We start from the raw sequence: 23,548 nt of genomic DNA, 5'->3' as shown, positions 1-23,548 counted from the left end.
GCGGCCCTGGCTGCCCTACCTGCTGATGGCCCTGGTCGTGGCGGCCAGCGTCGCGGGCCTGTCGTTGCGGCCCGGCGAGGGCCGTCGGATCGGCGAGGCCGACTACGTGGTGGTGGCCGCGGCCGCCGGGCTGCGCTGGGAGGACCTGGACCCGGACACCACCCCGGCCCTGTGGCAGGAGGCGACCGCCGGCGCGATCGGCTGGCTCTCCGTCCGGTCCGCGCACGACGTGACCTGCCCCGCGGACGGCTGGCTGACCCTGGGCGCCGGCAACTTCGCCGCCTGGAGCACCGACGACGTCCCGGGACGCTGCCCGGCGGCGGCACCCGCGCTCACCCGGCCGGACGGGATCGGCGCCAACCTGGTGGACCAGCGGGCGGTGGTCCGTACCAACCAGAACAGCCTGCCGTACGGCACCACGCCCGGCGCCCTGGCCGAGTCGGTGCGCTGCACGGTGGCCGTCGGCCCCGGCGCCGCCGTCGCCGCGGCCCGCCCGTTCGGCCGCGTCGACAGGTACGTGCCGGAGCTGCCCGCCGACCCGGCCGACCTGCTCGACGACTGCGTACTGAGCATCGTCGACCTGGGCACCGTCACGGGTTCCGGCGCTGACCGGCGGGCCGCGGTCCAGGCCGCCGACACCGCCCTGGCGAAGGTCCTCGCCGCCCGCCCGGAACGGTCCCTGATGCTGATCGCCGGGGTGGCCGACACCGACGCCGCCTCCCGGCTGCACGTGGCCATCGCCGAGGGGCCGGGCTGGGACGACGGCTGGCTCACCTCGGCCAGCACCGGCCGCGACGGCTACCTGCAACTGGTCGACCTGGCGCCGACCGTGCTCTCGGCGCTCGGCCGGGACCAGCCGGAGAAGCTGTTCGCCGGGTACGCCGCCACGGTCGCCGGTGACCGTCCGGCGTCCCCGGCCGACGCGATGCAGGGTGACGCCGACGCGGACCAGCGGGCCATCGCCCAGCGCGGGGTCGCCGAGATCTTCTTCACCGTCCTGGCGATCGTGCAACTGGTCCTCTTCGTACTGGTGATCCCGATCCTGATCCGGGCCCGCCGGCACGGGGGACCGGCCGGCCCGCCGCTGCCCCCCGCCCGCCTGGTGGCGGTCGCCGAGGGCGCACTGATCGCGGCCGGCCTGGCCATCCCGGCGGCGCTGCTGGCCGACGTGGTGCCCTGGTGGACCAGCGACCACCCGGCCTGGCTGTTCGGGACGGCCACCGGCGCGCTGATGCTGGCCGGCACCGCCGTGGTCCGGCTGGCCGGCCGGTACACCTCCACGCTGTGGCCGATGGCCGCGGTGGCCGGGATCAGCGCCACCGTCGTTGCGGTCGACCTGCTCACCGGCGCGCGGCTCCAGCTCAACGGTGTCGCCGGCTATTCGACCGTGCACGGCATCCGGTACGCCGGGCTGGGCGGCGTCGGCCTCGGCGTCTTCGTGGCCGGACTGCTGCTGCTGGCCGGCTGCCTGGCCCAGCGGGTCGGCAAACGGTGGCGTCCGGTGGTGGTGGTGCTGTTCGGCGGGCTCGGCGTGGTGATGGTGGGCAGCGCATACCTGGGAGCCGACCCGGTCGGCGCCATCGCGGTGACCGCCGGGGTCTGCGTGGCCGCGGCGATCAGCACCGGCGGCTGGCTGACCTTCGCCCGGTTCGCCTGGGCCGCGCTGGCCGGACTCGCGGTGACCGCCGGTTTCGCGATCTTCGATCTGAGCCGGGCCCCGCTGGAACAGGGCGCCCTGGGCCGGATCCTGACCGCGCTCGGCAACGGCACCGCCGGCCCGGCCATGCAACGGGCCGCCTCGGCGAACGGCCAGGCCCTGCTGGACAGCCCGCTGACCCTGCTCGCCGTGATCGGCACCCTGATGCTGGTGTTCTGCCAGTTCTCGCCCTGGGCCGGCCTCAACCGGCTGTACGGCCTGCACCCGGCGATCCGGGCCGCGATGGCGGGCACCCCGGTCGCGACGCTGATCGCCGGCATGCTCGGCGGCACCGCCCTGGGCGTGGCCGGCGCGGCCGCCGCGACCGCCGTTCCGGTGGCGGTGCTCACCGCACTGCGAGTTCTGTTACATGCCGCCGACCGGACCCCGCCACCCGGCGAAACGGACGGACCGGGCGGACCTTCGCTGCGCAAAACCGACGAAGATCAGGTAGCGGTCACCTGACCGGGCACTGACACGCAGGTCCCGGCGGCCCGAGGAGGGCGGCCCCAGCAATCAGTGTTACGGTGAACTCCCGTGGATGGGGCACGGCCCCGGCCGCACGAACCGGAAACATCGGCGACCACGGGAGCGGGCCTTGGCCTCAACAGTGCGCGACACGCGGCACATCTTCGTCACCGGGGGCGTCGCCTCCTCGCTGGGCAAGGGCCTCACCGCCTCGAGCCTCGGCAATCTGCTCACCGCCCGCGGGCTCCGCGTCGTGATGCAGAAGCTCGACCCCTACCTCAACGTCGACCCGGGAACGATGAACCCGTTCCAGCACGGCGAGGTGTTCGTGACGGAGGACGGCGCGGAGACCGACCTCGACGTCGGGCACTACGAGCGCTTCCTCGACCGGGACCTCTCCGGCAAGGCGAACGTCACGACCGGCCAGGTCTACTCGGCGGTGATCGCCCGGGAGCGCCGCGGCGAGTACCTCGGTGACACGGTGCAGGTCATCCCGCACATCACCAACGAGATCAAGAGCCGGATCTTCGCGATGGCCGATCCCGACGAGAACGGCCTCACGCCGGACGTCGTGATCACCGAGGTGGGCGGCACGGTCGGCGACATGGAGTCGCTGCCGTTCCTCGAGGCGATCCGTCAGGTCCGCCACGAGGTGGGCCGGGACCACGTCTTCTACCTGCACGTCTCCCTGGTGCCCTACCTGGCGCCGTCCGGCGAGCTGAAGACCAAGCCGACCCAGCACTCGGTGGCCGCGCTGCGCAACATCGGTATCCAGCCGGATGCCCTGATCTGCCGCAGCGACCGGGAGATCCCGGACAAGATGAAGCACAAGCTGGCGCTCTACTGCGACGTCGACCGTGAGGCCGTCATCGCCTGCCCGGACGCGCCGAGCATCTACGACATCCCCAAGGTGCTGCACGACGAGGGCCTCGACGCGTACGTCGTACGCCGTCTGGGCCTGTCGTTCCGGGACGTCAACTGGAAGACCTGGAACGACCTCCTCGAGCGGGTCCACCACCCCAAGCGGACGATCACCATCGGTCTCGTCGGCAAGTACGTGGACCTGCCGGACGCGTACCTCTCGGTCAGCGAGGCGATCCGCGCGGCCGGCTTCGGCAACACCGTGAAGATCAAGCTGCGGTGGGTGCCGAGCGACGACTGCGCCACCCCGGCCGGCGCTGCCGCCGCCCTCAAGGGCGTCGACGGCATCGTCATCCCCGGCGGGTTCGGTGTGCGCGGCATCGAAGGTAAGGTCAACACTTCGCGGTACGCCCGGGAGAACCGCATCCCGATTCTCGGCCTGTGTCTCGGTCTGCAGTGCATGACCATCGACGCCGCCCGTAACCTGGCCGGGCTCACCGGGGCCAACTCGCTGGAGTTCGACGAGACGGCGACCTACCCGGTCATCTCCACGATGGCCGACCAGGAGGACATCGTCGCGGGCAAGGGCGACCTGGGCGGCACCATGCGGCTCGGGGCGTACCCGGCGGCCCTCAAGGAGGGCTCGATCGTCGCCGAGGTCTACGGCGCGACCGAGATCTCCGAGCGGCACCGGCACCGCTACGAGGTGAACAACGACTACCGGGACAAGCTGACCCAGGCCGGCCTGGTCTTCTCCGGCACCTCCCCGGACGGCCGCCTCGTCGAGTTCATCGAGCTGGACCGGGACGTCCACCCGTACTTCGTGGCGACCCAGGCCCACCCGGAGCTGAAGAGCCGGCCGACCCGGCCGCACCCGCTCTTCGACGGCCTGGTCAAGGCCGCGGTGGCGTACGCGGCCGCCGACGAACTGCCGGTCGAGGTGGCGACCGAGCCGGTCGAGGCCTGAGATGACGTTCGCCCACGAGACGGTGTCGCGGACCCCGCGGTACACCGGCCCGATCTTCTCGGTGCACACCGACACGATCACCATGTCGGACGGCCGGACCGCGGACCGGGACGTGGTGGAGAACCGCGGCGCGGTCGTGGTGGTCGCCGTCGACGAGCAGGACCGGGTCGTGCTGATCAAGCAGTACCGGCATCCGGTCGCGGCCCGGCTCTGGGAACTGCCGGCCGGCCTGCGCGACGTGGAGGGCGAACCCGAGGAGATCACCGCGGCGCGGGAACTGGCCGAGGAGGCCGACCTGATCGCCGGCCGGATCGAACCGCTGATCGCGCTGCACACCTCGGCGGGGTTCAGCAACGAGTTCGTCCGGGTGTTCCTGGCCCGGGACCTGCGGCCGGTGCCGGACGCGGAGCGTCACGTCCGGGAGGACGAGGAGGCCGACCTGGAGATTCACCTGGTCGCGCTGGACGAGGCGGTCGGCATGGTGCTGCGGGGAGAGATCACCAACGCGGCGGCGGTGGCGGGGATTCTCGCCGCGGCCCGGGTGCTGAACGTCTGACGGGTTCTGCGTGGTCGTGTCCGCCGGGGTCGCTGTGCGGCCCCGGCGGTCCTCTTCTGGAAGACCTTTCGGCCGTCGACGGGTCCACTGGTGTGTTCGGGGTGGGGCGTCAGGCCAGGGTGATCACCATTTTGCCGCCGGTGTGGCCGCGACCGATCTCGGCCAGCGCCTCGGGCGCGTGGGCGAGGGGATAGGTGCGGTCGACGGCCGGGCGCAGGGTGCCGCTCTCCAGCAGGGCGGCCAGCTCGGTCAGGTCGGCGGCGTTCTCCTTGGCCAGCAGGCCGTGCAGGCGCTGGTCGCCGCTGGTCAGGCTCAGCAGCGGGGCGGCCACCAGCGCGCGGCTGATGCCGCCGAACAGGGCGGTGCCGTGGCGTTCGCCGCCGATCAGGACCAGGGTGCCGTGCGAGGTCAGGGCGCGGCGCAGCAGGGACAGCGGGCGGTTGCCGGCGGTGTCGACGACCGCGTCGAAGATCGGGCCGCGGCTGTCCACCTCCTCACGGTGGTAGTCGAGGACGTGCTCGGCGCCCAGGCCGCGCACCATGTCGGCTTTGCCGGGGCTGCACACGCCGGTCACGCGGGCGCCGGCGGCCACCGCCAGCTGGACGGCGAACGAGCCCACGCCGCCGCCCGCGCCGATGACCAGGACCTGCCGGCCGGTGGTGATGCGGGCGTAGCGGACGGCCTGCAGGGCGGTGGTGCCGGACACCGGGACGGCGGCGGCGTCGACGAACGGGACACCCGCCGGCTTGCGGGCGATCCGGTCGGCGCGGGCCACCGCGAACTCGGCGAACGAGCCGCCCTCGCAGGTGCCGAACACCTCGTCCCCGGGCTGGAAACCGGACTCGGGTCCGGCCGTCTCGACGACGCCCGCCAGGTCGCGGCCGCGGACCGGGATGCGGGGCCGCCGCGGGCCCAGCGCGGCGCGGATCAGGTAGGGGCGGCCGGTCATCAGGTGCCAGACGCCGGGGTCGACGCCGGCCGCCATCACCCGGATCAGGACCTCACCGGTTTTGGGGACGGGCCGGGGGATGTCACGGACGGCGAGCACGTCGGCCTCGCCGTAGACGTCTTGAACTATCGCCTTCATGGAATCGACGGTAGGAAGTTACGGCAATCGCATAAGGGGCAGTAGATCCATAGCAGAGGACCGGAGGAGGGGAAACGTGAGCATTCCGCGGTTGTGGGCGTTTGTTCTGGACACCACCGATGCCCGGCGGGCAGCCGAGTTCTACCGGCATCTGCTGAATCTGAAGTACCGGCCGGGCGACGAGCCGCCACCGCCCGGGACGGACGACGAGAAGGGCCGGGTCTGGCTGCAACTGGTCGGCGGCGACGGGGCGTGGAACCTGTCGTTCCAGCAGACCGCCGTGGTGAAGCCGACCACCTGGCCGGACGCCGAGGTGCCGCAGCAGATGCACCTGGACACCGCGGTCGACTCGCTGGAGGAGCTCGACCGGCAGCACGAGCGGGTGCTGAGCCTGGGCGGGGTGGTGCGTTTCGACCGCCGGGACGATCCGGAGGAGCCGCTGCTGGTGTTCGCCGACCCGGACGGCCACACCTTCTGCATCTTCGTCCAATGAGCATCGGGGCGCCCGACGACGGGCGCCCCGAACACCGAACGAGGGTCAGCGCTTGATGCCGACCGCTCCGGACATCTGCACGTGGAAGTCCTCCACCGGCGCCGACGCGGGCTCCGGGCGCCACCGGTGCACCAGCTGCACCCCGGGTTCCACGACCTCCAGGTCACGGAACAGGCCCCGGAGCTGATCGTCGGTGCGCGGCTTCGCCGGGATGCCCCGGGCCGTGTACACCGCCGCGGCTTGGACCGCCTGCGGGTTGTGCGCGGTCACCGTCGAGATGGCCAGGGCGCTTCCGGCGGGCAGCGGGGCCATCAGAGCGTCGATGATCTCGTACGCCCGGGACTCGTCCGGGACGAACTGCATGATCGCCAGGAGGCTGACCGCCACCGGACGGCTGAAGTCGAGGTCGCGTACCTCGGCGGAATTGATGATCTTCTCGACGTCGAGCAGGTCGGCGTCCAGGTACGCGGTCGACCCCTCGGCGGACGAGGTGAGCAGTGCCCGCGCGTGCACCAGCACGATCGGGTCGTTGTCGACGTAGACGACCTTCGACGCCGGGTCCACCCCCTGCACGACCTCGTGCAGGTTGGGGGAGGTCGGCAGCCCGGTGCCGATGTCCAGGAACTGGCGGATGCCGAGGTCCTCGGCGAGGAAGCGGGCCGAGCGGGCGAGGAAGTCCCGGTTGGCGCGCATCGAGATGGGCAGGCTCGGGGACGCCTTGACGATGTCGGCGGCCGCTTTCCGGTCCGCGTCGAAGTTGTCCTTGCCGCCCAGCAGGTAGTCGTAGATCCGGGCCGAGTGCGGCACGGCGGTGTTCAGATCGACCGGCATGGCGGCAACCTACCCGGTCCACAGTGTCACGGCCAACGGGGTGATCGACTGAACAGAAACGGTCACATCAGTTCGACGCGAACCCCGTCACGATCCAGCAGCCCGAGCACGTCGTCCATCGTCACCGCCGGCTCCCACCAATACCGGTCGTAGCCGGGCACCAGATGCTCCCGGGCCACCTGCGCGTCGTGCCAGACCAGCCGGAACCCGGGCTCGGCGCCCCAGCCCCCACCCGCGCAGTCGTGCAGGGCGCCCAGGTTCCAGCCGAAGTAGCCGGCCGGCCCGTTGATCGCCTCGCCGATCGCGCAGTAGAAGCCCTCCTCGTCGGTCACGTGCCGCCCGTCCAGGTGGAACGTGGTGTCCGCCGGCCGGTCCGGGGCCTGCCGGTGGTGGGCCAGCGCCGCGCCCGCCCACTCGTGACGCAGCTCGGTGTCGTACCCGGACCACAGGTTCACCTCGGTCGGGCGTCCCACCCGCCACAGGTCCCAGATCTCCCGGGCCCGGGTCGGCCGCGGACCGCCGATCGCGTCGCCGTACTGCGAGCGCAACTCCACGTCGTAGAGGCCCTCGCCGAGCGCCGACGGCCGGACCGCGCTCACCTCCGCGCCCAGGCCACTGCCGAGCACGTGGATCGCGGTGCCGTCGTACGCCGCATGGAATATCGACGCGTTGATGAAACGGCGCCGGGGCGCACCCCGGCGCAGCGCGTCGATCGCCCGTTTGAGTGACGGCTCCGGACGGCAGCCGATCAGGGTGGCCGGCCGCGGCGCCGGGGCGTTGCGATGCCGGAACACCCCGGCGACGTCCTGGCAGTCGCCGAACGGCTCATCGCCGTGACCGGTGATGCCGGCCAGCAGGAAGCCGTCCGCGTCGGGCGCCTTCTCCGCGTTACGGCTCGGCGAGCCGGTCTCGTCGACCCGGAACCGGCCCTCGAGTGTGACATCGAAAAGACCGGGTACCACGATCGAGGGACCGGCGCCGAGCACCGTCACGTCGAGCAGTTCCTCGGCGCAGTCCCAGCACTCCGGGCCGTGGGGCGAGTCGGGCCGGTGCACCGCGGCGACGCCGAGGTTGCCCAGCCGGACCGGCCCGCTGCCGTCGCACGCGGCCAGCAGGCGGCCCTCCGGGGCGCAGCCGAGCAGTTCGTAGCGTTCCACCGGCGGCTGCGGCGGATCGACGAAGAGGCCGTCGATGTCCGCGCACGCGGCGATCACGGCGTCACTGCCGTCGTCAGTGTTCTGATCGACCAGAAGCCAGGGAAAGCCACTCATCGGGTGGAACCGTACAGGCCGGACCGCCGAGCGGGGGATCCGGTGCGCGAACCGGGAAAGCTGCGCAGCTCACAGGTAGTGTCCCGCGCAGGCGGGTCTTTACTCAGTGTTGAGAAAGGACGGTGGCCCGTGAGGGTCGGCATCCCCAGCGAAGTCAAGAACAACGAGTTCCGGGTGGCGATCACCCCGGCCGGGGTGTTCGAGTTCGCCCGGCACGGTCACGACGTCTTCGTGCAGGCCGGCGCCGGTCTCGGCTCGTCGATCACCGACGACGACTTCCGGTCGGCCGGAGCCGTGATCCTGCCGGACGCGGATGCGGTGTGGCAGACCGGCGACCTGATCCTCAAGGTCAAGGAGCCGATCGCCGAGGAGTACCCGCGGATGCGGCCCGACCAGGTGCTCTTCACCTACCTGCACCTGGCGGCCGGCAAAGCCTGCACGGACGCGCTGCTGGACCGCCGGGTCACCGGGATCGCGTACGAGACGGTCGAACTCGCCGACCGTTCCCTGCCACTGCTGGCCCCGATGTCCGAGGTGGCCGGGCGACTCGCCCCGCAGGTCGGCGCGTACCACCTGATGCGGGCACGCGGCGGTCGTGGCGTACTCATGGGCGGGGTTCCCGGGGTGTACGCCGCGAAGGCCGTCGTGATCGGCGCGGGCGTCTCGGGCCTCAACGCCGCGGCGATAGCCCTCGGCATGCAGGCCGAGGTGCTGCTGCTCGACAAGAACGTGGCCCGGCTGCGGGCGGTGGACGCCGACTACCGCGGTCACGTGCAGACGATCGCCTCCAACGCGTACGAGATCGAGAAGGCCGTGCTCGACGCGGACCTGGTGATCGGAGCGGTCCTGGTCCCCGGCGCGAAGGCGCCGACCCTGATCTCCAACGACCTGGTGTCGCGGATGAAACCGGGAAGTGTGCTGGTCGACATCTCGATCGACCAGGGCGGCTGTTTCGAGGACTCCCGGCCGACGACCCACGACGACCCGGCCTACCGGGTCCACGAGTCGATGTTCTACTGCGTCGCCAACATGCCCGGGGCGGTGCCGCACACCAGCACCTACGCGCTCACCAACGTCACTCTGCCGTACGCTCTGGAACTGGCCGACCACGGCTGGCGGGCCGCGATGAAGGCCGATCCGGCCCTCGCCGCCGGCCTGAACACGTTCGACGGGCGCGTCGTCTACGGCCCGGTCGCCGACGCGCACGGGATGGTGCCGATGCCGCTGACGGAGGTGCTCCGCTGAGTCTCGAACCGGCGATCCGGGCCTACCTCGACCACCTGAGCGTGGAACGCGGCCTGTCCCGCAACACCCTCGCCTCGTACCGTCGCGACCTCGACCGCTACGCCGGCGTGCTGGCCGAAGCCGGCGTCGAGGAACTCGGCGACATCCGGTCCACGCACGTCACCGGGCACCTGGCCGGCCTGCGCGACGAGGGCCTGGCGTCCTCGTCGGCGGCCCGGGCCATCAGCGCGGTCCGCGGCCTGCACCGGTTCGCGGTCCGGGAACGCCTGGTCCCGCACGACGTGGCCGCCGACGTCAGCCCACCGGCCCAGGCCAAGCGGCTGCCCAAGGCGCTCGACGTGGACCAGGTGACCCGGCTGCTGTCCGTGCCGGCGGTGGACTCGCCGCTGGGGCTGCGCGACCGGGCGCTGCTGGAGTTCCTGTACGGCACCGGGGCGCGGATCTCCGAGGCGGTCGGCGCCGACATCGACGACCTGGAACTGGACGACGAGGACACCGCGGCGGCGATCCTGCGCGGCAAGGGCGGCCGGACCCGCCTCGTGCCGGTCGGCGGGTTCGCGCGTACCGCGGTGCGGTCCTATCTGGTCCGCTCCCGCCCCCAGCTCGCGGCAGCCGGGAAGGGTACCCCGGCGATCTTCCTCAACGCCAGGGGCGGAAGACTCTCCCGGCAGAGTGCCTGGACGGTCCTGCATCGTTGTGCCGGTGTGGCCGGTCTTCCGGTGGACGGTCCGAACGCGGTCAGTCCGCACACGCTGCGTCACTCGTACGCTACGCATCTGCTCGACGGGGGAGCTGACGTTCGGGTGGTGCAAGAACTGCTGGGACACGCCTCAGTCACGACGACGCAGGTGTATACCCTGGTGACCGTCGAACGTCTGCGGGAGATATACGCGACCACTCACCCGCGCGCTCGTTAGACGCTACGCACCCCTAGGTGCGACACGCCGAACGGCTGACCCCGAGTGGGCGGCGCGTGTGGCGTACAGTCGGGCATCGGCTCCGGCTAACAGCCGGGAGGGGGCGAAGGCAATGTCGGGGAACGGCGAGCGGGCGGAAGCATGGACTTCCACACTCCGCGAGCAGCAGAACTCCCTGGATCTCGGCGCCGACCTCGGTCCCGCCGACCCCACCGCGTACACGATGCGCCGTCCCATCCCCGAACCGATGCCGGCCGACCGGCACGGGCCCGCGCGGATCATCGCCCTGGCGAACCAGAAGGGTGGCGTCGGCAAGACGACCACCACCATCAACCTGGGCGCCGCCCTCGCCGAATACGGCCGTAAGGTCCTGCTCGTCGACTTCGACCCGCAGGGCGCCTGCTCGGTGGGCCTCGGCGTCAACCCGCACAACCTCGACCTGAGCGTCTACAACCTGCTCATGCAGGACGACGTCACCACCGAGGACGTCATCATCAAGACCGACGTGGCCGGGCTGCACCTGCTGCCGGCCAACATCGACCTGTCGGCCGCGGAGATCCAGCTGGTCAACGAGGTCGCCCGGGAGATGGCGCTGGCGCGGGCCCTCCGCAGCGTCCGCAAGGAATACGACTTCATCCTGATCGACTGTCAGCCCTCGCTGGGCCTGCTGGCGATCAACGCGCTGACCATCGCGCACGGCGTGCTCATACCGCTGGAGTGCGAGTTCTTCTCCCTCCGAGGCGTGGCCCTGCTCCTGGACACCATCGACAAGGTCCGCGAGCGGCTCAACTTCGACCTCGAACTCGAAGGCATCCTCGCCACCATGTACGACTCCCGCACCACGCACTGCCGCCAGGTGCTGCAGCGCGTCGTCGAGGCCTTCGGCGACAAGGTCTACCAGACGGTCATCACCAAGACGGTGAAGTTCCCCGAGTCGACCGTCGCGGGTGCGCCGATCACTACGCTGGACCCGGCGTCGTCCGGCGCCCGCAACTACCGTCAGCTCGCTCGCGAGGTCATCGCCGCCCAGGCGGATCGAAGCTAGGTTCCACACCCGTGCTGTTCGCACTCGGCTCGCCGGTGGCGTTCGTCGCCCTGCTGGTCGCCTTCCTGCTCGGCCTGGCCCTGCGCGTGGCCGTCATGCGGTTCACGCTGCGCACCGTGGGCCTCTCGCCGTACCGCCGTCCCCTGCGCCTCAACCCGCGCGAAGACATCGACCCGTTCGGCGCGGTCGCCGCAGCCGTCGGCGGCATGGGCTGGGGCCGGCAGGTCACCGTCGACGAGGTCCCCCGCCACCTGGGACGAGGCCGGGCCGCCGCGGTCTTCGCCTCCGGACCGGTCGCCACCATCCTGCTGGGCGAACTGATCCTGGCCGCGTACGCGATCGCCTTCCCGGACAACGTGCTCAGCGACCTGGGCTTCGTGGACATCCTGCGCGGCGTCGGAACCCTCCCCTACACCGACCAGATCATGCTGTCCCTCGGCGGTGGCCTGCTCGCCTTCGGCCTGCTGGCGATCATCCCGATCCCGCCGCTGGACGGCTTCGGCATCCTGTGGTTCGCGCTGCGGCGCCCCGGCGCGAGCATGAACTGGATGCGCCTCTGGTTCGAGGACAAGAACGTCGGCGTGCTGATCCTGCTGCTCTTCGCGTTCTTCCCGACCGGATACCCCCTGCTGATCATGTTCCTGGACATCCTCGGCGTCCTGTTCCTCCGGATCTGGGGCTGAAAGCTCTTTCGGCGGTACGCGTACCGTAACTCCCTGGGAACCGGGCCTGCAGGACATGCCCTGCGATGTGATCGGTGCTCCCCGGCCCGAACGGGTCCCGCCCCACGAAGCCCACCGCGCCTCCAACCCGAGCCCATCGCGTCGATCTGCTCCTGCCACTGGTACCGCATCCCGAACGGCCGCAGCCGCACCCCGCCATCGGCGAACGTGAGAGTCTGCCGCAGAAACGTCCGCGCCTCATGGTCATATCGGTGCAGGTGTGCCGAGACGTGCCCCTCGGCGACATCCCTGGTCTGGACCTGCTGCTCTTCGCGCTCGAACTGCGCCCGATCCGGCATGAACGTCTCCGCGGTGAACGTCTCCGCGGTGAACGTCTCCGCAGTGAACGCCTTCACCACGAACGTCTCCGCGGCGAACGCCTCCGCCACGAACGCCTCCGCCACGAACGCCCCACCGGGCGCGAGCACCCGCGCCACATTCCGCAGGCACTTCTCCTGGCGGCCGAGATCGGAATCGCAGTGAGCGCCCCCGGTCAGATGATCGGGTGCAGAAGCCCTACCTTTTGGGGCGGTGAAGGCACCCGAACCCTTGATCGGGTGCGGTCACCACAGGGTTCGAGCGGGCCGGCCACCGGGCGGAAAAGCACGCCAGCAGGGGCCTTTGGGTGCACCCACCGTCGTGTTTCGGATGCTGCCGCTGCCGCTGCCGCTGCCGCTGCCGCTGCCGCTGCCGCTGCCGCTGCCGCTGCCGCTGCCGCTGCCGCTGCCGGGTGCCGGGACAGCTGGGCAGTGGGTGCACCCGATCAAGGGGTTGGGTGCGGAGAACCCGCCGTTTGGGGTGGTGAGCGCACTTGATCGCTTGATCGGGTGCTTGTGCCGCCGTCTTTCATCGGAACTATTTGCCGGCTTCATCATCGGTGTACCTATTTGTCGTTGTCGTTGTCGTTGTCGTTGTCGTTGTCGTTGTCGTTGTCGTTGTCGTTGTCGAGGGCGAGGGCGAGGGCGAGGGCGAGGGCGAGGGCGAGGGCGAGGTCGAGGTCGAGGTCGAGGTCGAGGTCGAGGGCGCCGGGCGCCCAACTGCCCGGCACCCGGCAGTTGGGCGGTGGGTGCCGGGCAGTTGGGTGGTGGGCGCACCCGATCAAGGGGTTGGGTGCGGGGAGCCCTCCGTTTGGGACGGTGGGGGCACTCGATCCCTTGATCGGGTGCTTGTGCCGCCATGGGTTGTGGGTAGTGGTTGGCGACAGCTTGGTGGGTCTTGATGCCTCTTTGTCGGGGCTTGTTGGCGGACTGCTGCTCTCGTTGTCTGGCTGCCGGGCCGTCGCGGGCGGCGTTGTGCGTGCCGACAGCGCGACCGGCCGCGCAACTGGTAACGCAACTGGTAACGCAACTGGTAACGCGACCGGCGATGCGGTTGGCAGCGCGACCGGCCGTACGACCGGCCGCGCGACTGGCGATGCGACCGGCCGCGCGACTGGCGACGCCTGGCGATGCGACTGGTAGCGCGCCTGGCGACGCGACCGGCCGTGCGACCGGCCGCGTGACTGGCAGCGCGGGCGGTGGCTGAGGCGGCTCGTCTCGTCCGTGTGCAGCTGACGGCCGAGACGGTTCTGTGGTTGCCGAGGGTGACGGGCGCCGGGCAGTGGGACGGTGGGTGTGGTGTGCCCGATCACGTGGTCGGGTGCGGAGGGCGTTGGTGGGTGGAGGGGTGGGCTAAGGAGTTGGGTGTCGGGGGCGATCGTGCAGGCATGCTGCCGGTGGTGGAGGACTCGCTTCTGGGTGCGGTCGGCCGGCTCGTTGCGGACGTTTACGCGTCTCATGTCGGACTTGCGGAGCGGGCTGCGGCGTTGGCGGGGGCTGCGGAGCGGGCGGGGGACGGGCAGTGTGTGCTGCTGGCCCGGCTCGTTGCGGCGGAGTTGGACAACCGGGCTGGGCGGGCGCCTGAAGGGGTGACGGTTGCCCGGCATGTGCTGAGCAGCAGTGAGGACCGGCTGGTGCGGGCGCACGCTCATGCGGTGATCGCCGGTGGGCTGTGGCGGCTGGGGGACAACGCGACCGCCGTGCGGCATGCGTTGTGGGCGACCCGGATGCTCGCCGACGGGGATCCGCTGCCGTTGCGGGCGGACCACGCGATCATTCTGGCGGTGCAGGTCAACGACCGGCGGCTGGGGGACTTCTCCGCTGAGGAGTTCGTCGTCGCGCAGGAGTTGGCGGATGCTTCGGGGCTGCCCACCCTGATCATCGCCAATTTGAACAATTGGGCGTGGTGTTCGTACGCCGCCGGGGACATCGACGCCGCGGGGGAGTTGACCGGGCGTCTGCGGGATTTCGCGGCGGCTTCGGGGCAGGCGTTGAACGCGTCGACCGCCGACACGGTCGCCAACGTGCTGCTGGAGACGGGGCGGGCGGGGGAGGCGGAGCGGGTGATCCGGTACGCGATCGAGCATGCCCCGTCGACCGATTCGGATGCGGTGCCGGGGGCGCTGCTGACTCTGGCCGAGATTCAGCGCCGGGGCGGGGACCTGGGGACGGCCCTGTCCACGTTGCAGCGGTGCCGTGTCCTGGCGGCGGAGCGGCACCTGCCGGAGAACGACGCGCAGGCGCTGCGGATGATCGCCTCCTGTCACGCGGAGGCCGGGGACTTCGCGGCGGCGTACCGGAGCATGGTCGAGTTTCATGAGGCGTGGGAGGGGCGCCGGACGCAGCAGGGTGACATGGCGGCCCGGTTCGCGCACGCCCAGTTCGCGGTGGAGGAGGCGTATCGGGCCAGTGAGCATTTCCGGGAGATGGCGGAGCGGGATTCGCTGACCGGGTTGTGGAATCGGCGGCGCAGTGACGCCGTGCTGGCCGAGGTGCTGGCGTCGGGGGAGCCGGCCAGCGTCGCCCTGGTCGACCTGGACCACTTCAAGCGGGTCAACGACACGTTTTCGCACGCTGTCGGTGACGAGGTGCTGCGCCGGCTCGCGGATCTGCTGAACGGCGTGCCGGGGCATGCGGGCCGGCTGGGTGGGGAGGAGTTCGTGTTGATTCTGCGGGCCGGCCCGGACGAGGCCGCGCGGATGTGCGAGCTGCTGCGGGCGGAGATCGAGGCGTACGGCTGGGGCGACATCGTCGCCGGTCTGCGGGTGACCGCCAGTATCGGGGTGACGGGGGTGCTGCCCGGCGACGACCGGGGTGTGGTGGTGGGCCGGGCCGACGCGCTGCTGTACGACGCGAAACATGCCGGCCGTAACCGTGTGACGACCGGCTGACTGGGTAGTAATCAGGTCGTGGATCCCGGAATTCCCGAGATGAGCAACCATGGCCGGGCAACGGCCGAAATAAAAAATGGTGAACATCTCATTTTCGGTCGGAGAACCCCTCGACCCCGGATCTGTTCAACTGGCCGGTCTACAGTCGCGGCGCGGTGACCGGCTGGTCACGCATCGCACAGGATGAGGAGTCCCCCATGGCGGAGAAGGCGAAGAAGGACGCGAAGGTCGTGGCCAAGGATGTCAAGGCGAAGGCCAAGGGCGCCACGGTCAAGGCCGCGAAGAAGGCTGACAAGGCCGTCGTGAAGACCGACAAGGTCGCCACGAAGACCGCTGCCAAGGCCAAGCCGGCCAAGGCGAAGCCCGCGACCGTCAAGGCGAAGCCGGCGACGGTCAAGGCGAAGCCCGCAACGGTCAAGGCGAAGCCGGCGACGGTCAAGTCCACCAAGGTGAAGCCGTCGAAGGCCAAGAAGGCCGTCGTGGCGAAGAAGGCCACCAAGAAGAAGTAGTACCGCACCAGCGCCACGGGCCGTCACGTTCACACGTGGCGGCCCGGCCTTATTCCCGGAGCGTGGTGTACAGCTCGCAGGTCTGGTCGTAGTAGCGGTCGGTCGTCCCGAGGTGACGCATCCCCAGGCGGCGGCAGACGGCCCGGGCGGCGCTGTCGTCGGGGCCGGTCACGGCGTACACCCCGGTCAGGCTGGAGCGGGCCGCGTAGGCGAGCACCGCGACCGCGGCCTCGGTGGCGTACCCCTTGCCCCAGGCGTCCGGGTGCAGATGCCAGCCGATCTCGGTCTCGTCCGCCACCGCCGACGAGCCGGAGAGCATCATCCGCAGCAGCAGGGCGGTGCCGACCAGGTGACCGGTGGCCCGGTCCTGAACGGCCCAGACCCCGTGTGCCTCGTCCTGCCGGGCACGCCAGCGTTCGAGCATCGCCAGTGCCTCCGCCTCGTCCCGCAGCACCTGCGAGTCGGCGACGAGGTGTCGCTTCACCTCCGGGCGCGAGTACATGTCGAGGAGGAAACCGGCGTCCTTCTCCTCCCACTCGCGCAACAGGAGGCGGGGCGCGATCAATGACTGCATCGCGGCAGCGTAACCGCGGAGAAGCGGAAACGTAACCGGTGAGCAACCCGCAGCCGGTTGTGCCGTTGGAAGGGTCGGGGGCTGTCCGGCGACGGAAGGACCGACACAGCGTGAGCCCGGAACAGCTGATGCACGGCATGGTCTACGGTCGGCACGTGCCTGAAGAGCCCGACCTGCCGCCGCCCGGTGATCCTGAGCCGTCCGACGACGCGTCCACGGCGGTCACCGCGGGTGACGACGATGCCGTGATGGCCGAGCCGGAGGCCGATTCCGGGGGTTTCACGGTCCGGTTGGAGAACTTCACCGGTCCGTTCGATCTGCTGTTGCAGCTGATCGGCAAGCACAAACTGGACGTCACCGAGATCGCGCTGCATCAGGTGACCGACGACTTCATCGCGTACATCCGGGCCATGGGCGACGACTGGGACCTGGGCGAGACGAGCGAGTTCCTGCTGGTCGCGGCGACGCTGCTCGACCTGAAGGCGGCTCGGTTGCTGCCGGCCGCCGAGGTCGAGAACGAGGAGGACCTGGCTCTGCTGGAGGCGCGCGACCTGCTGTTCGCCCGGCTCCTGCAGTACAAGGCTTTCAAGGAGGCGGCCGCGCACATCGCGGAACTCGAGGCCACCGGGGCGCGTCGCTGGCCGCGTCTGGTCAGTCTGGAGCAGCGGTACGCGGACGCGCTCCCCGAACTGGTTCTCGGCGTCGGCCCGCCGCGGCTGCTCAAACTGGCGCTCAAGCAGTTCCTGCCGAAGCCGGGACCGCCGCAGGTCAGCATCGCCCACATCCACCAGGTACGCGTCAGCGTCCGTGAACACGCCTCGATGCTGCGGGACCGTCTGCGCCGGGCCGGCAGCGCCACGTTCAGCCTGCTGGTCGCGGACTGCGCGAACACCCTCGAGGTGGTGGCCCGGTTCCTGGCGCTGCTGGAGCTGTACCGGGAGGGGCTCGTCGACTTCGAGCAGCCGGTGTCGCTCGACGAGCTGACGGTGCGCTGGATCGGCGGTGCGGGCGACGTCGAACTCGACATCGACGACTACGAGGGGACCAGACCGCTTCCCGAGGACGCCGAGAAGGCCGACGATGACACCGGTTCGGAGGACAGCGGCACCGCGGAACTTGACGGGCCGCGTCCCGATGGTGATCTTGATGAGGGTGATTCGGCGGCGGAGGAGACATCGTGAGCGGTGAGGAGCAGCAGCCCGATTCCCTGGCCGCGCAGGCGGCGGCGTGGGTGCCGCCGTGGGAACGCAAACGTGAGCCGGACCGCGAGTACCAGGCGAGCGTGGACGAGCCGGAGGAACCCGACGAGTCCGATGAACCCGGCGAGTCCGGGGAGCCCGGCGGGTCCGGGGAGCCCGGCGCGCCTTCGGCACCCGAAGCCGAGCCGGAACAGGAAGCCGCTTCGGGTCAGATGACGGTGCCCGCGCAGCCTCGGGGGCCACGGGACGCTCCGGTTGCGCCTGTCGAAGGTGTGGCTCGTACCCCCAAGGAAGATCTCACCGCGCCGAGCGTGATGGACGACGCCGAGCTCGCCGGGGCACTGGAATCGATTCTGCTCGTGGTCGACGAGCCCACCGGTGAGCTGCAGCTGGCGCAGGTGCTGGAGCAGCCGGTGGAACGGATCGCGCGGACGCTGGAGCGGATCGCCGAGCGGTACTCGGCGGCCGGGCACGGCATCGACCTGCGGCGCGCGGCCGGGGGATGGCGGTTGTACACCCGTCCGGAGTACGCGCAGTACGTGGAACGTTTCGTGCTGGACGGGCAGTCTGTGCGGCTCACCCAGGCCGCGTTGGAGACACTGTCGGTGGTCGCCTACAAGCAACCGGTCACGAGGTCGCGCATCTCCGCCATCCGCGGTGTGAACTGTGACGGCGTCATGCGTACGCTGGTCACTCGCGGCCTGATCGAGGAGTGCGGCACCGAACCGGAGACCGGGGCCTACCTGTACCGGACGACGAGCCTCTTCCTGGAGAAACTCGGGCTCAACTCGGTCGATCAGTTGCCGCCGCTCGCCCCATTTTTGCCCGACGACGTGGAAGAAGTGCTCGATGCCTCAGGCTGACACCGCCGAACGCCTCCAGAAAGTCCTGGCGGCGGCCGGTGTTGGATCCCGGCGCGCCTGCGAAGATCTGATCTTCCGCCGGCGCGTCACCGTCAACGGCCGTGTCGCCAAGCTCGGCGACAAGGTCGACCCCGCCACGGCGGAGATCCACGTCGACGGACAGCGGGTGATCACCAACACCAAGCTGGTCTACGTGGCGCTGAACAAGCCCCGCGGCGTCGTCTCCAGTCTCGACGACGAGAAGGGCCGCACCGAGCTGTCCGACTTCCTCGGCGCCAACTTCGAGCAGCGGCTGTTCCACGTGGGCCGGCTCGACGCCGACTCCGAGGGTCTGCTGCTGTTCACCAACGACGGCACGCTCGCGCACAAGCTGATGCACCCGTCGTACGGGATCGCCAAGACCTACCTCGCCGAGGTGGTCGGGCCGCTGCCGCGGACCGTCGGCCGGGCCCTGCAGTCCGGCGTCGAACTGGAGGACGGTCCGGCCAAGGTCGACAGCTTCCGGCTGGTCGACGCGGTCGGCAAGACCGCCCAGGTGGAGATCACCCTGCACGAGGGCCGCAAGCACATCGTGCGCCGGATGATGGACGCCGTCGGTCACCCGGTGACCCGGCTGATCCGCACCTCGGTGGGCCCGATCCGGCTCGGCGACATGCGCCCGGGTGGTTTCCGGCACCTGTCGAACGCCGAGGTCGCCGCGCTCTTCAAGGCCGTCGGCGACGGCGAGTGATCTCTCAGTAGGAGAACTGCGAGACCAGCTCGCGCAGCCGCCGGGAACTCTCCGCCAGATCGTTGGCGGAGACCTCGGCGGCCTGTGCGGCCTCCCGGGTCGTCATGGTCACCTGGACCACCTGGGAGAGTCCGCCGGTGATCTCCGAGGTGCCACCGGCCGCCCGGTTCAGGTCGCCGGTCATGTTCTGGGTGGTCGCGCTCTGCTCCTCGACCGCCGAGGCGATGGTGTTCTGGTAATCGTTGATCCGCTCGATGATCTCGCCGATGCCGGAGATCGACTCCACGGCGACCCGGGTGTCGGTCTGGATGACCTCCATCCGGCGGCTGATCTCCTCGGTCGCCTTCGCGGTCTCCTGCGCCAGGTCCTTCACCTCGCCGGCCACCACCGCGAAGCCCTTGCCGGTCTCGCCGGCCCGGGCCGCCTCGATCGTGGCGTTCAGGGCCAGCAGGTTGGTCTGCTCGGCGATCGCGGTGATCGTCTTGACCACGCCGTCGATCTCCCCGGACGACGCGTCCAGCTTCTGCATGGTCAGCTTCGCGTCCGCGGCCACCTCGACGGCCTGGGAGGCGACCCCGGCGGCCTCGGTGGCGCTGATCGAGATCTCCCGGATGGCCGCGCCCATCTGCTCGGCGCCGCTCGCCACGGCCTGGACACCGGCGCTGACCTCACCGGCGGCGGCGTCGATCGTGCCGACCTGGTGCGAGGCCTGGTCGGTGCTGGCGGCCAGATCCCGGCTGGCCTGATCCAATTCGGACGAGCGTGCGGACAGGCTGATGCTGATCGAGGCGACCGCGTCGATGGTGTCCCGGGTCCGGGCCACGGCCAGGTGGACGGCCCGGGACATCTCGCCGATCTCGTTGGCGGCCAGGTCCTCGTCTCGTTCGGCCAGGTCGCCGTCGGCCATCGCGGTCACCACCTCGCGGAGGGCTCTGATCCGCTGATTGGTGATCCGGGCGACGACGGCGGCGAAGGCGGCGGCCAGGACCACGCCGACGATCAGCACCACGGCGATGGCGACGGCGGCCTGGGCCGCGGTGGTCTGTGCCTGGGCGGCAGCCGCCGCGGCGAGGGATTCGGAGGAGGCGGCCAGATCGTCCAGCGTCGTGATCGACCCGGCGAGGGCCGGGTTGAGCGTGCTGCTGCGGAACTCCGCCCACTCGGCGAGTTTGCCGGCCTTCTTCAGCGCGGACGACTGCTGCCGCAGCTCCAGGTAGTTCGCCCAGCCGGTCTGGAAGGTGCTCATCGCAGCATGTTGGTCGCTGGTGAGGCTGAACGCGTTGTACTCCTCGATGCGCGTGGAGACCAGGTCGTAGTTGGCTGCGGCCTCCTCGTTGTAGGCCGTTGCCTTGGTCGTGTCGGTGGCGGTGAGGCCGGACAGGCTTGCCCAGCGGCCGTGCCAGATGAGCTGCTGGATGTCCTTGACGACGGCCAGCGGGCGTAGCTGCTGACCGTACAGATCCTCGGCCTTGTCGGCGATGGCCTGCGTACGGGAGATGCCGAACCCGCCGACGACGACCGCGACCAGCAGAGCGATGCCGGCCGAGATCATCAGGCCGGCCCGGATGCTCAGAGCGCGAAGGCTGAAACCGGGCAACGGGGCCTCCTCGAACAGCGGAACTGTCCCGTGGATCAGACCACCCGGCGACCCCTGCGGGGTCACTTATCCAGATACCCAAGACTTATCGGGTACGACCTGATAGCTCAGTCCACGACGAAACTCGGCGAGGTGACCGTGGGGGAGGCGGCCGCCGTCGTGTCACCGAGGGCCTTCGCGGCGAACCGGTAGGTCACCTTCTTGGCACCCTGCTGCATGGCGATCGGCAGCGAACCGTCCCCCTCCGCGGTGAACGTCATCCGCTGCAGGGTCTTCCAGGTCTTCCCGGAGCGCTGCTGCAGCTGGACCTCGATCCGCCCGGCGTGCTCCGGCCGTTGCTGGAAGTCCACCGCCACCTTGGTGATCGCGGTGTAGTGGGCGACGCCCTCGACCGTCCGCGACGCGCCGGAGAGCTTGGCGGAGACCGAGCCCGGAGTGCTGAACCGCGCCGAACCGGTGGCACCGAGCCAGGTCAGATCAGTCGGGGTACGCGCCGACACGGTCCCGTTGGCGCGGGCCGGCAGCGCCCAGTCGGCGATCCCGGCGCTGTTGGTGGTCAGGACCCGGGTGCTGACCGCGCCGTTCTGGGTGACCGACACCGGGACGGCGACACCGGCCCGCTTCGGGGTGGTGCGGACCACCAGTTTGAGGTTCCGGCCGTACGCGCGGGCCGGCGTGACGGTGACCGCGACCGCGTCCCGGGCCTGCCCGGCGGCCGGCGCCACGGCGAGGTACGCGTTCCCGCCGGCCGGCTGGAACGGGAAGTAGATGTACCTGCCGTCCGCGGACCAGGCCGCCTCGTGCGCGTCGTTGGTGTACACCGTGCTGCCCGCGGTGCCGGACCGCGTCGTCGCGCTGCCGTCGGAGGTGGAGAACACCTGGACCGGCCGGGTGTCGCCGCTGCCGTCCAGGATCCCGGCGAACCGTTTGCCGTCCGGTGACCAGGCGACGGCGGTCGGGTACGACCCGGTGGTGAAGGTGCCGGTCTGCGCCATCGTGGTGGTGTCGTAGCGGACGAAACCGTAGCCCTTGGCGTACCGGGTGGTGAGGACCTGTCTGCCGTCGGCGGACAGCTCCGCGCCGTAGTTGGTGTCGTTGTCGGCGCCGGCCCGTTTGGTCAGCGTCCCGTCGTCGTTGATCCCGTACGCCGTGATCCCCCCGGAGGACCCGTAGCTGACCACGGTCGACCCGGCCGCGGTCAGCGATTCGGGAGTGCCGGTGAGCACGCTGGTGTCGACGCCGGTGGCCGGGTCGAGGCGGGCCACGCCCCGGTCGGCGGCGCTGCAGCCGTACGCGTACCAGAGGGCGCCGGAGGCCAGTCCGGACCGGCCGGGGCAGGCCTGCGAGGTCCAGGAGTCGAGCACCGTCCCGGCGGTGGACACCTGGAAGATCTTGGTGGCCGCGCCGGCCGAGACGAAGACGCCGGTGCCGTCCGCGCTCAGGCTCAGGCCCGTCACGCCGGACATGCCGGTCACGGTCTTCCGGACGGTGCCGGCCGGGGTGACGATCAGGACGCTGTCACCGGCCGCGACCCAGGCGTCGGAGCCGACGGCCAGCACGTCGGTGATCCGGTCGGTGGTGGGTAGTTTGTGGCGTACCGGCACGGTCAGCGCGGGATCTGCGGCCGCGTGGGCGGGCACCGGACCTGCCGTCGCGTGGGCGGGCACCGGAAGTGCCGTCGCGTGGGCGGGCACCGGAAGGGCCGTCAGTGTCAGGGCGACCGCCGCGGCGGCGAGACGGATCGGCTGCATGCATCACTGATCGGCACCTCCCCGGAAACCCGTAGCGGCCTCGTCGAGCAGGGCGATCAGTGCTCGTACGGCCGCGCCCGGCACCCCGTCGGCCGGGAGCGCCAGCGACAGCGGCCACGTCAGGTCGGCGCCGGAGACCGGCAGGGTGACGACGTCCGGGGCGCCGGCCACCACGAACCGGGGGAGCAGGGCGATGCCCAGACCGTGCCGGACGTGGTCGGCGCCGGTGCCGATGTCCGGGATCTCGATGGTGACGTGCCGGGGCACCCCGGCGGCGGCGAACGCCCGGTCGGTGACCGCCCGGTTGCCGAATCCGGTCGGCGAGTCGATGAAGTCCAGCCCGGCCAGCTCGGTGATCGGCACCGAGGACCGGCCGGCGAGCGGGTGCCCGGGCGGCACGACCAGGTCGAGGACCGAGGAGGCCAGTTCGATCAGGCGTACGCCCGGCGGGTGCGCGCCCGGCAACGAGACGAACGCCAGGTCGAGGCGGTGGTCGAGGAGCGCCTCGAGCAGGCCGACCGACCCGCTCGGCGCGGCCGTGGTGCGCAGCAGGACACCCGGGTGCCGCCGGTGGAACTCGCCGAGCAGGGCCGGCAGGTCGATGATCCGGACCGAGGTGAGGGTGCCGATCCGCAGGGTGCCGCGCAGCCCGCCGCGGACCTCGGCGACGGCGTCGCGGGCCTCCCGGGCGGCGTCCAGGGCGGTCCGGGCCCGGGGCAGCAGGGTGGCGCCCGCGTCGGTGAGCCGGACCCGTTTCGCGTTGCGGTCCAGCAGGGTGGCGCCGAGCTCGCGTTCCAGGGTCTTCACCGCGGCGGAGACGGCGGACTGGACGACGTGCAGGCGGGTCGCGGCGCGGGTGAAGCTCTGCTCCTCGGCGACCGCGACGAAATAGGCGAGCTGACGGAGTTCCACACCGGCAAGTATCTCTGTTGGTGATAGCTGTGAGCATCAACTTTCG

At 70.8% G+C, this 23,548-nt stretch carries 22 protein-coding genes; 14 read left to right on the top strand and 8 right to left on the bottom strand.

What is annotated here, in order from left to right; genetic code table 11:
• The first annotated feature begins 25 nt into the window (after positions 1-25).
• The 3 genes from WH85_RS13815 (at position 26) to WH85_RS13805 (ending at position 4,548) form a co-directional block, all read left to right on the top strand.
• A complete protein-coding gene (locus WH85_RS13815; RefSeq protein WP_045742253.1) occupies positions 26-2,161 on the top strand; it encodes a hypothetical protein in 2,136 nt (711 codons plus the stop codon).
• A 133-nt stretch (positions 2,162-2,294) separates the two neighbouring features.
• Complete coding sequence (locus tag WH85_RS13810; protein WP_045742214.1) at positions 2,295-3,992, top strand: CTP synthase; 1,698 nt, start codon at positions 2,295-2,297, stop codon at positions 3,990-3,992.
• A 1-nt stretch (position 3,993) separates the two neighbouring features.
• Positions 3,994-4,548 (top strand): NUDIX domain-containing protein, encoded by a 555-nt coding sequence (locus WH85_RS13805; protein WP_045742213.1) that lies wholly within the window; start codon positions 3,994-3,996, stop codon positions 4,546-4,548.
• Positions 4,549-4,657: 109 nt separating this feature from the next.
• Here WH85_RS13805 and WH85_RS13800 read toward each other — a convergent pair whose 3' ends face one another.
• The gene (locus WH85_RS13800) at positions 4,658-5,635 is read right to left on the bottom strand and encodes an NAD(P)-dependent alcohol dehydrogenase (protein ID WP_045742212.1); all 978 of its coding nucleotides are present in this window, start codon (positions 5,633-5,635) and stop codon (positions 4,658-4,660) included.
• 76 nt (positions 5,636-5,711) lie between these two features.
• On the opposite strand from WH85_RS13800, the gene WH85_RS13795 reads away from it, so the two are divergent.
• Positions 5,712-6,128 (top strand): VOC family protein, encoded by a 417-nt coding sequence (locus WH85_RS13795; RefSeq protein WP_045742211.1) that lies wholly within the window; start codon positions 5,712-5,714, stop codon positions 6,126-6,128.
• A 45-nt stretch (positions 6,129-6,173) separates the two neighbouring features.
• On the opposite strand, the gene WH85_RS13790 is transcribed toward WH85_RS13795, so the two are convergent.
• Positions 6,174-6,959: an SAM-dependent methyltransferase gene (locus WH85_RS13790; protein ID WP_045742210.1), complete on the bottom strand. Its 786-nt coding sequence runs from the start codon at positions 6,957-6,959 to the stop codon at positions 6,174-6,176.
• A gap of 62 nt (positions 6,960-7,021) precedes the next feature.
• Complete coding sequence (locus WH85_RS13785) at positions 7,022-8,230, bottom strand: barstar family protein (RefSeq protein ID WP_045742209.1); 1,209 nt, start codon at positions 8,228-8,230, stop codon at positions 7,022-7,024.
• Between the two features lie 129 nt (positions 8,231-8,359).
• Between WH85_RS13785 and ald the strand changes: the two genes are divergently transcribed.
• The 5 genes from ald to WH85_RS13760 all read left to right on the top strand — a co-directional run bounded on the left by ald (position 8,360) and on the right by WH85_RS13760 (position 12,642).
• The gene (gene ald, locus WH85_RS13780) at positions 8,360-9,475 is read left to right on the top strand and encodes an alanine dehydrogenase (protein ID WP_045742208.1); all 1,116 of its coding nucleotides are present in this window, start codon (positions 8,360-8,362) and stop codon (positions 9,473-9,475) included.
• Between the two features lie 14 nt (positions 9,476-9,489).
• A complete protein-coding gene (locus WH85_RS13775; RefSeq protein ID WP_211275362.1) occupies positions 9,490-10,392 on the top strand; it encodes a site-specific tyrosine recombinase XerD in 903 nt (300 codons plus the stop codon).
• Positions 10,393-10,504: 112 nt separating this feature from the next.
• The gene (locus WH85_RS13770) at positions 10,505-11,437 is read left to right on the top strand and encodes a ParA family protein (RefSeq protein WP_045742207.1); all 933 of its coding nucleotides are present in this window, start codon (positions 10,505-10,507) and stop codon (positions 11,435-11,437) included.
• Between the two features lie 11 nt (positions 11,438-11,448).
• Positions 11,449-12,120, top strand: a complete 672-nt coding sequence (locus WH85_RS13765; RefSeq protein WP_045742206.1) for a zinc metalloprotease — start codon at positions 11,449-11,451, stop codon at positions 12,118-12,120.
• Positions 12,121-12,456: 336 nt separating this feature from the next.
• Positions 12,457-12,642 carry a hypothetical protein gene (locus tag WH85_RS13760; RefSeq protein ID WP_045742205.1) on the top strand — a complete coding sequence of 62 codons (186 nt, stop codon included), beginning with the start codon at positions 12,457-12,459 and terminating at the stop codon, positions 12,640-12,642.
• 400 nt (positions 12,643-13,042) lie between these two features.
• On the opposite strand, the gene WH85_RS50345 is transcribed toward WH85_RS13760, so the two are convergent.
• Positions 13,043-13,207 carry a hypothetical protein gene (locus tag WH85_RS50345; protein ID WP_157410976.1) on the bottom strand — a complete coding sequence of 55 codons (165 nt, stop codon included), beginning with the start codon at positions 13,205-13,207 and terminating at the stop codon, positions 13,043-13,045.
• A 657-nt stretch (positions 13,208-13,864) separates the two neighbouring features.
• On the opposite strand from WH85_RS50345, the gene WH85_RS13755 reads away from it, so the two are divergent.
• Together WH85_RS13755 and WH85_RS13750 are read left to right on the top strand one after the other, a co-directional pair.
• Positions 13,865-15,367: a tetratricopeptide repeat-containing diguanylate cyclase gene (locus tag WH85_RS13755; RefSeq protein ID WP_157410975.1), complete on the top strand. Its 1,503-nt coding sequence runs from the start codon at positions 13,865-13,867 to the stop codon at positions 15,365-15,367.
• A gap of 197 nt (positions 15,368-15,564) precedes the next feature.
• Positions 15,565-15,876, top strand: coding sequence for a hypothetical protein (locus tag WH85_RS13750; protein WP_157410974.1), 312 nt, complete (start codon positions 15,565-15,567; stop codon positions 15,874-15,876).
• 49 nt (positions 15,877-15,925) lie between these two features.
• Here WH85_RS13750 and WH85_RS13745 read toward each other — a convergent pair whose 3' ends face one another.
• Entirely contained in the window at positions 15,926-16,450 is a 525-nt protein-coding gene (locus WH85_RS13745; RefSeq protein ID WP_045742204.1) for a GNAT family N-acetyltransferase, read from the bottom strand.
• Positions 16,451-16,587: 137 nt separating this feature from the next.
• Here WH85_RS13745 and WH85_RS13740 point away from each other — a divergent pair, with 137 nt between their 5' ends.
• Genes WH85_RS13740 through WH85_RS13730 form a run of 3 tightly spaced genes read left to right on the top strand, consistent with a single transcriptional unit; the run spans position 16,588 to position 19,242 of the window.
• Positions 16,588-17,631, top strand: coding sequence for a segregation and condensation protein A (locus tag WH85_RS13740; protein ID WP_045742249.1), 1,044 nt, complete (start codon positions 16,588-16,590; stop codon positions 17,629-17,631).
• The gene (gene scpB / locus WH85_RS13735) at positions 17,628-18,512 is read left to right on the top strand and encodes an SMC-Scp complex subunit ScpB (protein ID WP_045742203.1); all 885 of its coding nucleotides are present in this window, start codon (positions 17,628-17,630) and stop codon (positions 18,510-18,512) included. The genes WH85_RS13740 and scpB overlap by 4 nt, the downstream gene beginning before the upstream one ends.
• Positions 18,499-19,242 (top strand): pseudouridine synthase, encoded by a 744-nt coding sequence (locus WH85_RS13730; RefSeq protein WP_045742202.1) that lies wholly within the window; start codon positions 18,499-18,501, stop codon positions 19,240-19,242. Before scpB ends, WH85_RS13730 begins: the two co-directional genes overlap by 14 nt.
• A 4-nt stretch (positions 19,243-19,246) precedes the next feature.
• Here WH85_RS13730 and WH85_RS13725 read toward each other — a convergent pair whose 3' ends face one another.
• The 3 genes from WH85_RS13725 to WH85_RS13715 form a co-directional block, all read right to left on the bottom strand.
• Positions 19,247-20,839 (bottom strand): methyl-accepting chemotaxis protein, encoded by a 1,593-nt coding sequence (locus WH85_RS13725; RefSeq protein WP_245673928.1) that lies wholly within the window; start codon positions 20,837-20,839, stop codon positions 19,247-19,249.
• A gap of 107 nt (positions 20,840-20,946) precedes the next feature.
• Complete coding sequence (locus WH85_RS13720; protein WP_045742201.1) at positions 20,947-22,590, bottom strand: WD40 repeat domain-containing protein; 1,644 nt, start codon at positions 22,588-22,590, stop codon at positions 20,947-20,949.
• Between the two features lie 3 nt (positions 22,591-22,593).
• Entirely contained in the window at positions 22,594-23,502 is a 909-nt protein-coding gene (locus tag WH85_RS13715; RefSeq protein ID WP_045742200.1) for a LysR family transcriptional regulator, read from the bottom strand.
• Positions 23,503-23,548: the final 46 nt, after the last annotated feature.

The sequence above is a fragment of the Actinoplanes rectilineatus genome (assembly GCF_000962825.1).
GTDB classification, from domain to species: Bacteria; Actinomycetota; Actinomycetes; order Mycobacteriales; family Micromonosporaceae; genus Actinoplanes; species Actinoplanes rectilineatus.
The sequence above is the reverse complement of the archived record's forward strand: the minus strand, read 5'-3'. Positions and strand labels throughout refer to the sequence as shown.

Excerpts from the sequence above, each read along its gene's own strand:
- WH85_RS13755 (WP_157410975.1), top strand. The coding sequence starts at position 13,865 with ATGCTGCCGGTGGTGGAGGACTCGCTTCTGGGTGCGGTCGGCCGGCTC.
- WH85_RS13745 (WP_045742204.1), bottom strand. The coding sequence starts at position 16,450 with ATGCAGTCATTGATCGCGCCCCGCCTCCTGTTGCGCGAGTGGGAGGAG.
- WH85_RS13720 (WP_045742201.1), bottom strand. The coding sequence starts at position 22,590 with ATGCAGCCGATCCGTCTCGCCGCCGCGGCGGTCGCCCTGACACTGACG.
- WH85_RS13805 (WP_045742213.1), top strand. The coding sequence starts at position 3,994 with ATGACGTTCGCCCACGAGACGGTGTCGCGGACCCCGCGGTACACCGGC.
- WH85_RS13815 (WP_045742253.1), top strand. The coding sequence starts at position 26 with ATGGCCCTGGTCGTGGCGGCCAGCGTCGCGGGCCTGTCGTTGCGGCCC.
- WH85_RS13750 (WP_157410974.1), top strand. The coding sequence starts at position 15,565 with ATGGCGGAGAAGGCGAAGAAGGACGCGAAGGTCGTGGCCAAGGATGTC.
- WH85_RS13730 (WP_045742202.1), top strand. The coding sequence starts at position 18,499 with ATGCCTCAGGCTGACACCGCCGAACGCCTCCAGAAAGTCCTGGCGGCG.
- WH85_RS13785 (WP_045742209.1), bottom strand. The coding sequence starts at position 8,230 with ATGAGTGGCTTTCCCTGGCTTCTGGTCGATCAGAACACTGACGACGGC.
- WH85_RS13790 (WP_045742210.1), bottom strand. The coding sequence starts at position 6,959 with ATGCCGGTCGATCTGAACACCGCCGTGCCGCACTCGGCCCGGATCTAC.
- WH85_RS13800 (WP_045742212.1), bottom strand. The coding sequence starts at position 5,635 with ATGAAGGCGATAGTTCAAGACGTCTACGGCGAGGCCGACGTGCTCGCC.
- WH85_RS13770 (WP_045742207.1), top strand. The coding sequence starts at position 10,505 with ATGTCGGGGAACGGCGAGCGGGCGGAAGCATGGACTTCCACACTCCGC.
- WH85_RS13760 (WP_045742205.1), top strand. The coding sequence starts at position 12,457 with ATGAACGTCTCCGCGGTGAACGTCTCCGCGGTGAACGTCTCCGCAGTG.
- WH85_RS13740 (WP_045742249.1), top strand. The coding sequence starts at position 16,588 with ATGGTCTACGGTCGGCACGTGCCTGAAGAGCCCGACCTGCCGCCGCCC.